This is a genomic window from Bacillus sp. J33 (assembly GCF_000518885.1).
Classification (GTDB): domain Bacteria; phylum Bacillota; class Bacilli; order Bacillales; family Cytobacillaceae; genus Cytobacillus.
Genome location: NZ_JAEL01000126.1, coordinates 1 through 14,007, shown reverse-complemented (window position 1 = coordinate 14,007; position 14,007 = coordinate 1). Strand labels below are relative to the sequence as shown.

12 protein-coding genes and 2 riboswitches are annotated in these 14,007 nt (G+C 40.3%); of the genes, 10 read left to right on the top strand and 2 right to left on the bottom strand.

The window, feature by feature from the left end:
* The 10 genes from L634_RS0125710 to L634_RS0125660 form a co-directional block, all read left to right on the top strand.
* Positions 1–197, top strand: a 197-nt coding sequence (locus L634_RS0125710; protein ID WP_026584902.1) for a transposase, incomplete at its 5' end; no start/stop codon positions are given.
* Positions 198–634: 437 nt separating this feature from the next.
* Positions 635–739, top strand: a riboswitch (SAM riboswitch).
* A gap of 96 nt (positions 740–835) precedes the next feature.
* The gene (locus L634_RS31775) at positions 836–2,173 is read left to right on the top strand and encodes a Na+/H+ antiporter NhaC family protein (RefSeq protein ID WP_051428421.1); all 1,338 of its coding nucleotides are present in this window, start codon (positions 836–838) and stop codon (positions 2,171–2,173) included.
* Between the two features lie 197 nt (positions 2,174–2,370).
* Positions 2,371–3,516, top strand: a complete 1,146-nt coding sequence (locus L634_RS0125700) for an exonuclease SbcCD subunit D (protein ID WP_026584901.1) — start codon at positions 2,371–2,373, stop codon at positions 3,514–3,516.
* Positions 3,513–6,647 carry an AAA family ATPase gene (locus tag L634_RS0125695; RefSeq protein WP_026584900.1) on the top strand — a complete coding sequence of 1,045 codons (3,135 nt, stop codon included), beginning with the start codon at positions 3,513–3,515 and terminating at the stop codon, positions 6,645–6,647. Before L634_RS0125700 ends, L634_RS0125695 begins: the two co-directional genes overlap by 4 nt.
* Positions 6,648–6,989: 342 nt before the next feature.
* Positions 6,990–7,667 (top strand): diphthine--ammonia ligase, encoded by a 678-nt coding sequence (locus L634_RS0125685; RefSeq protein WP_026584899.1) that lies wholly within the window; start codon positions 6,990–6,992, stop codon positions 7,665–7,667.
* A 99-nt stretch (positions 7,668–7,766) separates the two neighbouring features.
* On the top strand, positions 7,767–8,141 hold the full coding sequence (locus L634_RS0125680; RefSeq protein ID WP_026584898.1) for an SET domain-containing protein: 375 nt from the start codon (positions 7,767–7,769) through the stop codon (positions 8,139–8,141).
* 113 nt (positions 8,142–8,254) lie between these two features.
* Positions 8,255–8,986 (top strand): YwaF family protein, encoded by a 732-nt coding sequence (locus L634_RS0125675; RefSeq protein ID WP_026584897.1) that lies wholly within the window; start codon positions 8,255–8,257, stop codon positions 8,984–8,986.
* Positions 8,986–9,789 carry a type II pantothenate kinase gene (coaW, locus tag L634_RS0125670; RefSeq protein WP_232233845.1) on the top strand — a complete coding sequence of 268 codons (804 nt, stop codon included), beginning with the start codon at positions 8,986–8,988 and terminating at the stop codon, positions 9,787–9,789. Before L634_RS0125675 ends, coaW begins: the two co-directional genes overlap by 1 nt.
* Positions 9,790–9,866: 77 nt before the next feature.
* Complete coding sequence (selB, locus tag L634_RS0125665) at positions 9,867–11,744, top strand: selenocysteine-specific translation elongation factor (protein ID WP_034263247.1); 1,878 nt, start codon at positions 9,867–9,869, stop codon at positions 11,742–11,744.
* 344 nt (positions 11,745–12,088) lie between these two features.
* On the top strand, positions 12,089–13,072 hold the full coding sequence (locus L634_RS0125660; RefSeq protein ID WP_026584894.1) for a C40 family peptidase: 984 nt from the start codon (positions 12,089–12,091) through the stop codon (positions 13,070–13,072).
* An 83-nt stretch (positions 13,073–13,155) separates the two neighbouring features.
* Here L634_RS0125660 and L634_RS0125655 read toward each other — a convergent pair whose 3' ends face one another.
* Complete coding sequence (locus L634_RS0125655; protein WP_026584893.1) at positions 13,156–13,347, bottom strand: CsbD family protein; 192 nt, start codon at positions 13,345–13,347, stop codon at positions 13,156–13,158.
* 209 nt (positions 13,348–13,556) lie between these two features.
* Positions 13,557–13,661: riboswitch (SAM riboswitch) on the top strand.
* 151 nt (positions 13,662–13,812) lie between these two features.
* Positions 13,813–14,007: transposase (locus L634_RS31770; RefSeq protein ID WP_034263246.1), on the bottom strand; the 195-nt coding region annotated here is incomplete at its 5' end.

Below are 14,007 nucleotides of genomic sequence, written 5' to 3'. Positions count from 1 at the left end.
GGCTTTCCAAATCTGGAAAGATACTATATAAATTCAGAAAAGAAAAAGTGGAGCGAAGCTTCGCAGACTCAAAAGAGCTGCATGGGCTTCGCTATTGCCGGTTACGGGGACTACACAATGCAAGCGAGCAGGTGCTTCTCACCGCAGCTTGCCAGAATATGAAAAAGATCGCCATGCACCTGGCAAAGCTAGGATAGGTGCATGGCGATCNTTTTTTAAACCAGAAAAGCTAATCTTCCTTTGGTATATTTCTTTTTAAGAAAAACTTTGTTGAGAAAAAATACCCCTTTCTCAACAAGCTGACCGCTAAATTTTAGCGGCTTTTTTCATTATTCCATATTAGAAGTTTGGCGTATCTTGTTGTATCAAGGTTTAATTCCTGAATTGAAAATGATGGATGGTTGTCAAAAATGATAATAACGGTGCTGAACAGACTAGATATATGTGTACTTCCAGCCAATAATCGGATAACCTTTCGATCGACATCGCTCCACTCCTTTTACTTAGTTTTGCAATATAAGAAAAAATAGTATATTCCCCCATGCCAAAACTGAAAATAAAAAAGGCTTGAAATTTATTTGTTTTCCTGTATAATTTTCAAGCGTGAGTTATTACATGACAAATTCATAACTTTATCTTATCAAGAGAGACGGAGGGACTGGCCCAAAGATGTCTCGGCAGCGGGCTCATTAAGAGCGCTGTGCCAAATCCAGCAAGCAAGATGCTTGGCAGATAAGAAGGGAACTGGGAACTGTTAAAACGGCTAAGGTCTCTTCTTGCGGAAGAGGTCTTTTTTATTTTTGTTTAAATAACCAATTAAGGAGAGAGGATTAGTATGAAAACAATAGATAAAGGTAATCCATGGGCTTTACTGCCGCTATTGGCATTTCTTCTTATTTTTATTGGAAGCGGAATTGCCACAGGCGATTTTAATAAAGTTCCCATTATTGTTGCAGTGGCAATAACGGCGGGAATTGCACTATCAATGAACAGGAAAACGCCATTTATGGAAAAGGTTGATATATTTACAAAAGGGGCAGGGAATCCAAATATTATCCTGATGGCCATCATTTTTATTCTCGCTGGCGCATTTTCCGGAACAGCCAAAGGAATGGGAGCGGTTGATTCGACAGTCAACCTGGCATTAAATTTCGTACCGCAAAATCTTCTAATGGTAGGTATATTTGTTATTGCCTGCTTCATATCCCTATCAATGGGTACATCTACCGGGACAGTAGTTGCTCTTGCACCAATTGGTGTTGCCCTTTCAGCAGAAACTGATATTTCTGTTGCATTGGCCATGGCTGCTGTAATAGGCGGTGCCATGTTCGGCGACAATCTATCTGTTATTTCTGATACGACCATTGCAGCTGTCCGCACACAAGGGACAAAAATGACTGATAAATTTCGGGTGAATTTTTTAATTGTGATGCCCGCAGCCTTGATTACAGCACTGATTCTTGGATTCTTAACAGCTGGACAAGAAAGTGCGGTAACCAGCCAGGATTACAGTCTTCTGAAAGTGGTTCCTTATTTGGGAGTATTGGCTGCAGCATTACTGGGAATGAATGTCATAATCGTATTGAGCGGCGGTGTCCTGCTGTCCGGGGCGATTGGCATAGCTGATGGAAGCTATACACCCGTTTCGTTCTTGCAGATGATTGCTGAGGGAATGGCAGGAATGCAAACCCTGGCGATCATAGCAATCCTTATTGGCGGTGTTGTGGAGATTATCCGCTATAATGGCGGAATTGACTATTTGCTCCACCTAGTGACAAACAAAGTAAATTCTCGCAAGGGAGCTGAATTTGGTATAGCATCGCTTGTCTCTCTTACAAATGTATCCACAGCAAATAACACTATTTCCATTATCATTGCTGGCCCGCTGGCTAAAAATATTGCAGATCAATACGATATTGATCCACGCAAATCTGCGAGCATTCTGGATATATTTGCTTGTTTTGTACAGGGGATCATACCTTATGGAGGCCAAATGCTGGCTGCTTCCGGTCTTGCAGCGATATCTCCGGTAAGCATTATGGCTTATTCCTTTTATCCATTATTGATTGGCATTTGCGGAGTAATCGCTATTCTAATAAATTTCCCAAAGCTGAAAGGGAAACCAGCATCCAATAAAATGCTGGAGAGAATACACACTGGTGAGACAAAATAATCGAGAAAAATAAAAAGAGCCTGGACGGGCTCTTTTTATTTTTCCTGAATATCTTTTGGCTATTTCTTTTGTTATAATAAGAACGAATGTTCTGATAAATAGATTTCCTTTTTTTGCAGAAGCATTTAAATTTTATGATTTGCTATAATGGTAACATTATATAGAATGAATAATGTCAGGAAAAGAGGGTGATGAAGCTGAAATTTATCCATACGGCAGATTGGCATTTAGGTAAACTGGTTCATGGAGTGTATATGACGGAAGACCAGCGTCACTTTTTAAATCAATTTGTTGAAGTTGTAGAAGAGGAAAAGCCAGATGCTGTCGTTATTGCAGGAGATTTATATGACAGATCTGTGCCGCCAACAGATGCTGTAGAATTATTAAATGAAATTCTATTTAAAATAAATGTAGAATTAAAAACACCGGTAGTAGCGATCGGGGGAAATCATGACAGTGCAGAAAGGCTTTCCTTTGGCAGCTCGTGGTACAGGCAAAGCCACTTCTATTTAACAGGAAAGCTAGGAAGTGATTTTAGGCCAGTACATATTAACGGAGTTAACTTTTACCTTGTTCCTTATGCAGAACCAGGAATGGTCAGGCATTTGCTTGATGATGGCCGTGTACACTCGCATGATGATGCCATGAAGGCTATTGTCGGAAGGATAGAAGAATATTTAAACCCAAATGAACCAAACGTCCTTGTTGGACATGCATTTGTCCTGGGCGGGGCAACCACCGATTCGGAGAGGACTCTTTCTGTAGGTGGATCAGGCTGTGTTCATTCCAGCTGCTTTGATCCTTTTTCGTATACGGCATTGGGGCATTTACATAGCCCGGATGCCATCAAACATGACAAGATCCGCTATTCAGGTTCCCTCTTAAAGTATTCTTTTTCTGAGGCAAAACAGGAAAAATCGATTTCGATTATTGAAATGAAAGAGAATGGGGAATTTGATCTGCGTACCCGTTCCCTCAAACCTAAAAAAGATTTAAGAGAAATTGAGGGTTATTTAGACGAGCTGATGGATCCATCATTCTATGAAAAACAGAATCTGGATGACTACCTTAAAATCACTCTATTGGATGAAGGGGCTTTGCTCGACCCAATCAATAAGCTTCGGCAGGTATATCCGAATGTCCTTCATCTTGAACGGAAAATTTCTATCACAGATATGAAGAAAAAAAGTTCCTTCATATCTATGAAGGAAGAGAAAAAGTCAGAGCTTGAACTTTTTAAGCAGTTTTACGAGCAGATGACTACTTCTGAATTTACAAAAGATAAGCAGCAGGTTATGACCGGTGTGATTGAGGGAGTGCTCAGGGAGGAGGCGTTGAAATGAGGCCGTTAAAATTAAGGATGCAGGCATTTGGCCCCTATGCAGACTGTGAGCACATTGACTTTACAGAGCTTGGGAACCGGACGATGTTTGTGATCTCCGGAAAAACCGGTTCAGGTAAAACCACTATTTTTGACGGAATCAGCTATGCCATTTACGGAAAAGCAAGCGGTGAGGACCGCAATGGCCCGGAACTAAGAAGCCAGTTTGCAAAAAACGATACACTTACTGAAGTTTCCCTTGAATTCACATTAAGAAATAAAACTTATTACATCAGCCGATCCCCACAGCAGGAGAAGAAAAAGGAGCGGGGGGATGGTACAACTACTGTGAGTGCCAAGGCGGAACTATATGTGTACGATGAAAATGGAAACAAGCAGCTTCTAGCGTCAAATGTCAGGGATGTTGATGAAAAAATTAAGGAAATCATGATAATCGACAGCAATCAATTCAGGCAAATTCTTATGATCCCCCAGGGCGAGTTCAGAAAGCTTCTTACCTCTGAAAGCAAGGATAAGGAAGTCATCCTTCAGCGTTTATTCCATACCCAGATTTATAAGCGGATTGAGGAAAAGCTCAAGGAAGATGCTTCTGCGCTAAAGAGAACAGTTGAGGACCAAGTAAAGCTTCGAGATCAGCTTCTGCACCAGGTTCAAGCTGTTTATACTGAGGAGCTTAAGGGGTATTTAGAAGCTGGGAGTGTGAATGATGCACTTTTGCTGCCTCTTTTAGAAGCAGAAATTGAACAAATGATGGAAGGGCTTGAGCAATTAACTGATTCTGGCAAAAAACTAAAAGAAAAAAGGGATGCTCTTCAGCAAAAAATATATGAAGCTGAAACAATCAATAAACAGCTGAAGGCAAAAGAAGACCTTAAGCTCAAGAAGGATAAGCTTAATGAGTTAAAAGAAGAGGTTGGAGACAAGGAGAAACTCATCTCCCTTGCCCAGAAAGCGGCTTTGCTTAATCAGCAGGAACAGCTTTGCCATGAGTTAAAAAAAGATTTAGATGCTGCTAATAAGGAACTTTCAGCATTAAAGGAAAGTATTGCATCACTTTCAAGCCTCTTAAAGGAGAACCAAGAAAAGTGGGAAGCTGAAAAGAGTCGAGAAGAGGAACGGAAACAGGCAGGGGAACAGGTTAATCGTCTTCAACACATGAAAGAGGATATTTATTCCTATGCAGAAGTAGAAAAGCAGGTCCGGTCCCTTGGAGAAAAGCTGGAGAATCTGCGCTTTCAAAAGATGCAAAAGGATGAAGCATTAAAGAGCGCTGATCAAAAATATCAAGCTTTGGCCGAAGAAAAACAAGATATTGAAAAGAGTCATTTAAAATATGCCGAGAACGAGCGTCAGTTAGAAAAAATGGCAGAACAAATAGAACGGCTTAATAAGTTTGAAGAGCAGCAAAAAGAGTATGTAAAAGCTTACGAAATTTTAAATCAGAAGAGCAGTTATTTTGAAAAAGCATCATCCAGGCTGGAAGATAGCAGAATGCTTGTGGATGAGCTAGAGAAAAAATGGCTGCATGGACAGGCATCCATTCTGGCAAGCAAGCTGCAAAATGGAGAAGCATGTCCTGTTTGCGGTTCTGACCATCACCCAAACCCAGCCTCATCGCATTCCGATATTCCTGATGAGAAAGATTTAAAAGCAGCAAAGGCGCAGGCAGCCGAAATTGAAGCAGAAAAAAGGAGAGCAGAGTCCGCGTTCTATGAATCACAGTCTCTCGTAAAATCTATAGAAAACGCTATAGATGAACAATTTTCGACCATTCAAAAACAGCATCCTGATTTTGACAAAGATGATTTGCCGATATTAAAAGGTACTCTTTTGGAACAGCAAAAGGATCTTTTAAACCATCAGATGAAGTTAAAGAAAAAGAACTTAAGGCTGGAAGCTTGCACCGCAGAAATAGAAACAAGCCTAAAGCTTAAGGAAACACTGGCAGAAGAAATAGAACAGCTGCAAAATCAAATAAATAATGCTGCTATCCTACATGCTGAAAAGAAAAGCAACTGGATAAGAATGACGGAGTCAATACCGGTAAATCTGCGTTCAATTGAAACTTACCAGGCAAGCTTAAAAAAGGCAATTGCTCATCATGATGATTTACAAAGAAAATTGGATATGGCACAGGAGAAATTCCAAGAAACAAAAAGTTCCTATTTGGCCGAACAGGCAAAAGTAGAAACAGTTGAAAAGCAGGCCGTTAAGTTTGCAGAAAAACTTGCTGTTGAGAGGCAGAATTTTGTTCAGCGAATGAAGGATCAAGGCTTTGAAGCATATGGAGAGTACGGTAATGCCAAGAAAACTGACAGTGAGATAAGATCACTTGAGAAAGAAGTTCGGGAATATCATGAAGAGGTACGTTCAGTTAATGACCGCTATATGGAGCTTTCACAGCTACTAGAAGGTGTAGATAAGCCAGATTTGGAGAATCTGCAAGGTTCGTTAAGCGAAACCGATGAACACCTGAAGCAGCTGCAGGATCAATATACAAACCTATATATGAAAAAGAAGCATAATGAAGAAACTTTACAAAAGATTAAAGAAATAAATGAAAAAATGAAGGCTCTTGAAGAACGTTATAAAGTAATTGGCCACCTATATGAAATTTCCAAAGGGCAGAATACTTATAGAATTACCTTTGAAAGGTTTGTGCTCGCTGCCTTCCTGGATGATATCTTAAGGGAAGCTAATGGACGGTTAACACGAATGACAAGCGGAAGGTATCAGCTGCTGAGAAAAACAGACCGCTCCAAAGGAAATGCACAAAGCGGCCTTGAGCTTCTTGTTTTCGATCAATATACAGGACAGGAAAGGCATGTTAAAACATTATCAGGCGGAGAAAGTTTTAAAGCGGCTCTTGCACTTGCGCTAGGATTGGCTGATGTAGTACAGCAATATGCAGGCGGAGTTTCCCTGGAAACCATGTTCATTGATGAAGGGTTTGGAACACTTGATCCTGAATCTTTAGATCAGGCGATTGAGGCATTGATTGACATCCAAACAAGCGGAAGGCTGGTCGGCATCATTTCACATGTACCTGAGCTGAAGGAAAGAATTGATGCCAGACTTGAAGTCATTTCCAGCCAAACAGGAAGCAGCACACAGTTTCAATTTTTAAATTAAAAAATAACGCTGTTTCCGTAAAGTTTGTTGCCTTTGCAGCTGCTAATTAAGTTAAGCCAACTAAGTTGGTTGTAGCAAAAGGCTCTTGGTGCCTCGAAAATGCATCCGCATTTTCTTCTGGCGAGGTGTTTTTTCAAAGATGCTTTTCCAATGTCCTGCGGGAGAAGAGGAAGCGGGAGACCCCACAGGCGAAACCGAGAAGGTACTCATTCCTCCCCGCGGGCAAGCTTGAGTGCCCGGAGCAGAAAGCAGCAGGCAGTATTTATAAGTGAAAACAGCAATCTATGAGAAAAAAGCCATAAGAATAAAGTTTAATGAAAAGGGGAAAGAAGGCGTTGATAGATGAATAATAGAGTAGCTCTTTCGTGGAGCGGCGGAAAAGACAGCTGCTTGGCTTTAAACGCTTTAGTAGAGCAGGGAGTTGAAGTTGCATGCCTCATAACGACTGCTCCAGCAGAAATCGGCCGAACTTTTGGGCACGGGGAGAAGACAGACTTGATCAGGCTCCAGGCTAAAGCTTTATCCATTCCCGTGGAATTCGTTTCTTGCTCCTTCGAAAATTATACTGAACGTTACGTTGAAGAATTAAAGAGATTAAAAGAAGTGTATGGTCTTACAGGCATTGCATTCGGTGATTTGTACCTGAATGGACATCGGGAATGGGGAGAAAAAGCGGCATATGAAGCAGGGGTAGAGGCTGTTTATCCACTCTGGATGGAGGAAAATGAGAGTATAAAGGCATTCGAAATTTTTATAGAATCTGGTTATAAGGCCAAAGTGATCCGGGTGCGTGAAGATGTACTGGATTCTTCCTGGCTTGGCAGGGAACTTGATGCTGCCTTTTTGTGTGATATCCGGGAAAAAGCAGTTTGCCCAATGGGCGAATCTGGAGAGTATCATACTTTTGTTTATAATGGGCCATTATTCTCCCAAGAAATCCAGCTTGAATCTCCTAAATTAGTACAGCTTGAAACAACCAAAAAGCTGGAATTTGAAAAATATACGCTTGCCGAAAAATAGCAGTGGATTCAAAAAGCCTTGTTACAGTTATGTTTTTAGGCATAACTGTCTAGCATAGGTATAAAACACGTCGCAGACGAGAATGAGAAGGTAAAAATGATGATAGAGATTAAAACATCCACGCTAAGTGATGGCGAACATAACAGAGGGGTATTTGCCACACGTGATATTAAAAAAGGTGAATTAATTCATGAAGCTCCGGTTCTGCCTTACCCTAATAGAGAACACCATTATATAGAAAAAACAGCTCTTGCTGATTATGCATTTGAATACGGAGATAAACATAGTGCAATCCTCTTAGGGTATGGTATGCTTTTCAATCATTCCTATGAGCCTAATGCTGTCTATGATATTAATTTTGAAATGCACACCTTTGACTTTTTTGCCTATAAGGATATAAAAGCTGGCGAAGAGATTTTGATTAACTATAATGGCGAAGTGGACAACGAAGATCCGCTTTGGTTTAACAAATAGAGTGTTACTTTTCTGCCAGAAAAAGCAGAAATTTTACTTATGAATGATATAAAGGAAGAGAAGCGAGGTTTATCGAAGTTAGTAAGCAGAAAATCAGGAGGGTGAGACATATAATGCCAGGAATATTTTCGCATGATTATATTGCTTACCCTTTTTCTGCTTTTACAGCATCACATATTTTAATGATTGTGCTGTTTGCTGCAGTTTCTGGCCTTTTGTACTTTCTTAGGGTTCGCCTGCGGCAAATAGACTGCTGGATTAGGGGAACAATGTTTTTCCTGCTTTTTGTATTGGAATTGTTCTACCATATCTGGCTATTCAAAGGCGGTCATTGGGATCTATCGTACACTTTGCCTCTTCATCTATGTTCGATAAGTCTAATTCTTTGTTTGGTGTTATTAGCAACTAAATCAAGAACTGTTTTCCAAATTGTTTATTTTATTGGGATCATAGGTGCAATGATGTCTATTTCGACTCCCGAAATTTTTTTAGGATTTCCTCATTTCCGCTATTTTCAATTTTTCATAACCCATAACCTAATCATTTTGACATGCTTATATTTTGTGTTTGTCCATCAATATAGACCAACAGGCAAAGGATTGCTTAAGTCCTTCCTGTTTTTGAACATTAGTGCCTCAGCTGCTTTTTTGGCAAATAAACTAACGGGCGGTAATTATATGTTTCTTTCCTATAAACCCAATAGCACTTCTTTGCTGGATTATCTTGGGCCCTACCCTTATTACATATTGGTCCTTGAAGCAGTTGCCAGTTTTCTGTTTTTACTATTATTGGCGCCATTTCAATGGATTGAAAGAAAAAATGCAAGAATGGAGGATTTTTCATAATGCCGGTTAAGATTGGGATTGATGCAGGTGGGACCATGCTTAAAATGGTTTATGAGGAAAATGGCCGTTTACATTTTAAAACATATACAATGGAAGAATTGGGAAGCTTTGCGAGCTGGATGAAACTGACTTCCCCTATTGCTTCTATTGCATTAACAGGCAGGAAATCCGAAATGTTAAAAAGAGACTTTTTTCCACACGCTCCTATCGTTTCCGAATTTGAAGCAAATTGTAATGGAGCTTGTTTTATGATGAAGGAGACCGGCGCATCAAAGGATAATTATCTGCTGATTAATATCGGGACTGGCACATCCATTTATCTGATTAGGGGGGGAAATTACAGCCGCGTATCAGGGAGCGGTATTGGCGGAGGCACTTTTATGGGGCTGGGCAAACTTATGACTGGTGAAAACCAGTTTTCAGAATTAGTTTCCCTTGCTGGCAAAGGGGATCATAAAGCTGCAGATCTGCTGGTGAAAGATATCTACTATCCCGCAGAGCCTCCACTAGATGGCAGCCTGACTGCGAGTAATTTTGGGAAGGCAGTCCTAAATAAGGATGTCAGCAATGAAGATAAAATGGCCAGCCTTACCAATATGATAGCGGAAACGATTGCACTTCTAAGCATGCATACTGCAGTCATTCACCAGCTTAAAGATGTTGCTTATATTGGGGGAACTCTTAAGAATAACAGGCTGCTAAAGGAGCGGTTAAAGCATTACACTGACATGCTTGGCCTAAAGCCATTATTTGTTGAAAACGGGGAGTACAGCGGGGCAGTCGGTGCATTCCTGACTTTGTAAAAGTCAGTTTGATTGAAAGATATTTTTTTTCAGGATACAGTAAAAAAGACTGTATGAATAAGTAGGTGGCATATTTGATGAAAAGATATTTTACAATTGGTATGGCAGGCCATATCGATCATGGCAAAACAACTTTGACAAAAGCGTTAACCAATGTGGATACAGACAGGCTAAAAGAAGAAAAAGAACGGCAAATTTCCATAGAGCTCGGATTTGCTCCGTTATATGAAGATGAAGGAATTCAAATTTCTGTTGTAGATGTTCCCGGCCATGAACGGTTTATAAGGCAAATGATTGCCGGCGTTGCGGGTATAGACCTGGTTGTCCTGGCAGTAGCAGCAGATGAAGGCGTTATGCCGCAAACGAAAGAGCATTTGGAAATTCTTGACTTTCTCGGCATCCGGAATGGCATTGTTGCGATAACCAAGATGGATCGGGTTGACGAAGAGTTCATTGGCCTTGTTAAAGAGGAAATTTTCGAAGAACTTAAAGGAACCGTTTTTGAAGATGTACCATTTGTCATAACAGATAGTTTATCCGGTAAAGGTATTAATGATTTAAAGCAGTTAATTATACATACTTTGAAAGAACAAGATACAAAAGATGCCAAAGGGGCATTCCGCCTTCCGATTGATCAGGTATTTACCGTCAAAGGGCAAGGTACGGTAGTGAGGGGTACTGTTTATGAAGGTATGGTTAAGGAGGGGCAGTCCCTAAAAATTATGCCTAAAGGCCATGAAGTAAGGGCCCGCCAGATACAGGTGCATCACCAGCCTGCAACTTCAGCCTTTGCAGGACAAAGGGCTGCAATTAACCTTACAGGTGTATCAAAGGAGGATATTGAGCGGGGAGAAGTACTTGTGTCTTCTGAACATTTTAGTGTCACAAAAACGATTGATGTGTCCCTAAGAACAGTTGAGGATCTTGAATATATCATAAAACAGCGAATGCCCATAAAGTGCCATATCGGAACAGCGGAGGTAATGGGAAGGATTGTCTTCTTCGATCGAAATGAATTGAAGGATCATGCAGGAGAAATTTTGTGCCAGCTGCGATTGGATGAGGAAATTGTGGCTAAAAGGGGAGACCGGTTTATCTTGAGAAGGCCAAGTCCCCAGGAGACTATTGGCGGAGGCTGGGTAATTGACCCTAATGGTGAGAAATATCGGTTTGGACTGCAAACGATTGAGGATTTAAACAAGAAAAAAGAAGGCAGTCCTAAAGACCGGATGATTGCTGCTTTAGCAGAAGGAAAAAGCTTATCACTGCCCGAAATTATGGCAAAAACCTCTCTTGATGAACAGACAGTAAATGAAATGCTTATGGATGGTGACTTTCTTCAAATTTCCAGCAAGGATTTTTCACTTGCATCGTTAACTGAAAGCGTGGAGGAAGAAGTATACGGCCGTTTGCACGAATTTCATCATGAAAATCCATTGAAACAAGGGTTAAACAAAGCGGAGCTTCTGCAGATTATGCAAAGCAGCTATCCTAAGGCGCTAATTGAATATGTGATTCATTCTGGTATAGAAAACGGCAATTTTAGAAGAAAAGGGCAATACCTGCAAAATGCCGATTTTCAGCCGTGCGTGCCAAAAAACTGGCAAAAGCGCACTGAAAATCTTCTCGAAGATTTGAAAAAAGATGGCTTAAAAGTAAAGCATTTTGATGATTACTACAGCTCGGCAGGACTTCCGGATAACCTCAAGGGTGACATAAAGCATTTCCTGGAAGAACAGGGGACCATCACACCGATTGATGGGCAATTCTACTGGCATGGGGATCGCTTTAGGGAAGCAGTAAACAAGCTGAAAAAAGGAACGGGTGCTGAATTTGAAGTCGGAGATGCCAAGGAAATTCTTGGATTATCCAGGAAGTATATAATTCCTTTTTTAGAGAAATTGGACATTGCGGGATTCACAAACAGAGTAGAAAACAAAAGAGTATGGAAATAAAAAGTATTTAAAGCTGGTCTTTGGACAGGCTTTAAATACTTTTTTATTTTTTTGTGAGAAACAATTTAGCAGCTATTCTTGTTTGTGGGGGTATATTCTAGTAAAAAGTTTATTGGGAATTATCAGATATTTTGGTGTATATTTCACTTTTCTTTCCTTAAATAGTTTGAAATTCTATTATTTTCAGGGACTTAATCACTATCAACAGCTGGTAGATAGAGGATTCTGAGATATATTTAGGAATTAATATTATTAATTGCCAGCAAGACCAATATTTTCAGGTAGGATTTTACTAGATATATTACTAATATTAGGTTGTCAAAGAAAATTAAGGAGTGTGCAACTTGAAGAAACAACTACTTACTATGGCTGCGACAGCTGGTTTATTGTTTACAACGTTCAATGGTGAAGCAAGTGCTCATGAAAATAGATATACAGTGAAGTCAGGTGATACACTATGGAGAATCTCCATTAATCATAATCTTTCAGTGGATGAATTAAAGAGATGGAATAATATTTCCGGATCAACCATTTATGCCGGACAGTCTATAACTCTATTGGCACCGCATAGCCACGAGTCAACATCTGGTGCATCAGGCAGCGAAACTGCCAGCTACACAGTGAAATCAGGCGATACTTTATGGGGAATTGCAAGAAACCACGGCCTTTCGGTCAGCGCTCTTAAAAGCTTGAATAGTCTTAGCAGCGATACAATTTATCCAGGCCAAAAGCTTAAGGTAAAAGGGTCTGCACCTGCAGCAGCTTCATCTTCAGGAAACAGCAGTGTCTATACGATTCAAAGAGGAGACACACTTTCCGGAATTGCATCTCGCCATAACTTATCGGTTTCACAACTAAAAGCAATGAATAATCTTACTTCTGACTTGATATATCCGGGCCAGACTCTAAAGGTCTCAGGTTCTGCATCCAGTCAGCCGGCAGAAACAAAGGTAGCAGCTCAATCAACTTCCAAGGTAAATGAACTAATTTCAGAGGCTAAAAAGTATATTGGTGCTCCTTATAAATGGGCGGGAAGCTCACCTTCAGGTTTTGACTGCTCTGGTTACCTTAACTATGTTTATAGAAATGCAGGAATCTCCATCCCTCGTACAGTAGCATCTATTTGGAGTGCTACAAAACCAGTTTCCTCACCACGGGCAGGAGATCTTGTATTCTTCGAAACCTATAAAGAGGGTCCATCACATGCGGGCATCTATCTTGGAAATAACAAGTTTATCCATGCAGGCTCTTCACGCGGTGTTGAAATAAGCGATATGAGTAATTCTTACTGGAAGCCGCGTTACCTGGGTGCTAAAACTACTTTTTAATCTATTACCCTATTTTGAGTGAATGAAACATAGCTATGCAAAAAAGTAACCAGCAACTAAAATCCTTGCTGGTTACTTTTTTTTTAATCCCTAGAGTCATTAAAGGTTTTGGATAGCGCTTCTTTTGCATCACCCCAAGTTTCTTTGGCTTGGCCTTTCATTTTTTCCATCTTGCCTTCAGCTTCTTTCGACTCATTATTGGTTAATTTCCCGTACTGTTTTTTCAGTTCTCCTTTCAACTGATCAACATTGCCATTCGTTTGGTCTTTGTTCATTCTATCTCCTCCTTGACTTATAATTTCTTGTTTTTTTAATACCCGAAATCAGTCTATCGAAACAAATGGTACGGTTGTAAATCTTTCCTTTTTTAAATTTTTCTTACTCCCCCAATCGTGAAAGCGTTTTCTGAAATAGTTTGAAAATAAAATACTTATTGACAATTTTGTTGGAGGGAGATATTATTTTCACTATCAACTTAATAATTATCTTATCAAGAGTGACTGAGGGATCAGGCCCTATGACGTCCGGCAACCTCCATTTTGGAACGGTGCCACTTCCTGCAGAATGATTTCATTCTGAAAGATAAGTCGTATTACATAAACGATGCCTCTTTCCGAATGGAAAGAGGTCAGTTTGTAGACAAAAAGAGTTCGGAATAGTCTCATTCCGAACTCTTTTTTTCATTTTTTGTAGGACTTCAAGTAATTACAGAGAATTGCAGACCTCTCCGAGGTTATCATTTAGGCCATTTCTGGACCTTGCCAAGTCCAGTTGGCCATTTTCTTCAAATTCATGGCAGCGAAAGTAAGCATCGCCTGCATCGACATTTTTTTAAGTCCCCTGAGGGTTGTCCAACGCATGCCATGCTTTTCTTTTGCATCTGCGAATACTCGTTCAATTGTTTCTTTGCGTTTTTCATAGATCGGTTTGACGTC

What these genes read in the sequence shown, in the direction of transcription:
- coaW (WP_232233845.1), top strand. Translation starts at nt 8,986, where the DNA reads ATGCCGGTTAAGATTGGGATTGATGCAGGTGGGACCATGCTTAAAATG.
- L634_RS0125685 (WP_026584899.1), top strand. Translation starts at nt 6,990, where the DNA reads ATGAATAATAGAGTAGCTCTTTCGTGGAGCGGCGGAAAAGACAGCTGC.
- L634_RS0125680 (WP_026584898.1), top strand. Translation starts at nt 7,767, where the DNA reads ATGATAGAGATTAAAACATCCACGCTAAGTGATGGCGAACATAACAGA.
- L634_RS0125675 (WP_026584897.1), top strand. Translation starts at nt 8,255, where the DNA reads ATGCCAGGAATATTTTCGCATGATTATATTGCTTACCCTTTTTCTGCT.
- L634_RS31775 (WP_051428421.1), top strand. Translation starts at nt 836, where the DNA reads ATGAAAACAATAGATAAAGGTAATCCATGGGCTTTACTGCCGCTATTG.
- selB (WP_034263247.1), top strand. Translation starts at nt 9,867, where the DNA reads ATGAAAAGATATTTTACAATTGGTATGGCAGGCCATATCGATCATGGC.
- L634_RS0125695 (WP_026584900.1), top strand. Translation starts at nt 3,513, where the DNA reads ATGAGGCCGTTAAAATTAAGGATGCAGGCATTTGGCCCCTATGCAGAC.
- L634_RS0125655 (WP_026584893.1), bottom strand. Translation starts at nt 13,347, where the DNA reads ATGAACAAAGACCAAACGAATGGCAATGTTGATCAGTTGAAAGGAGAA.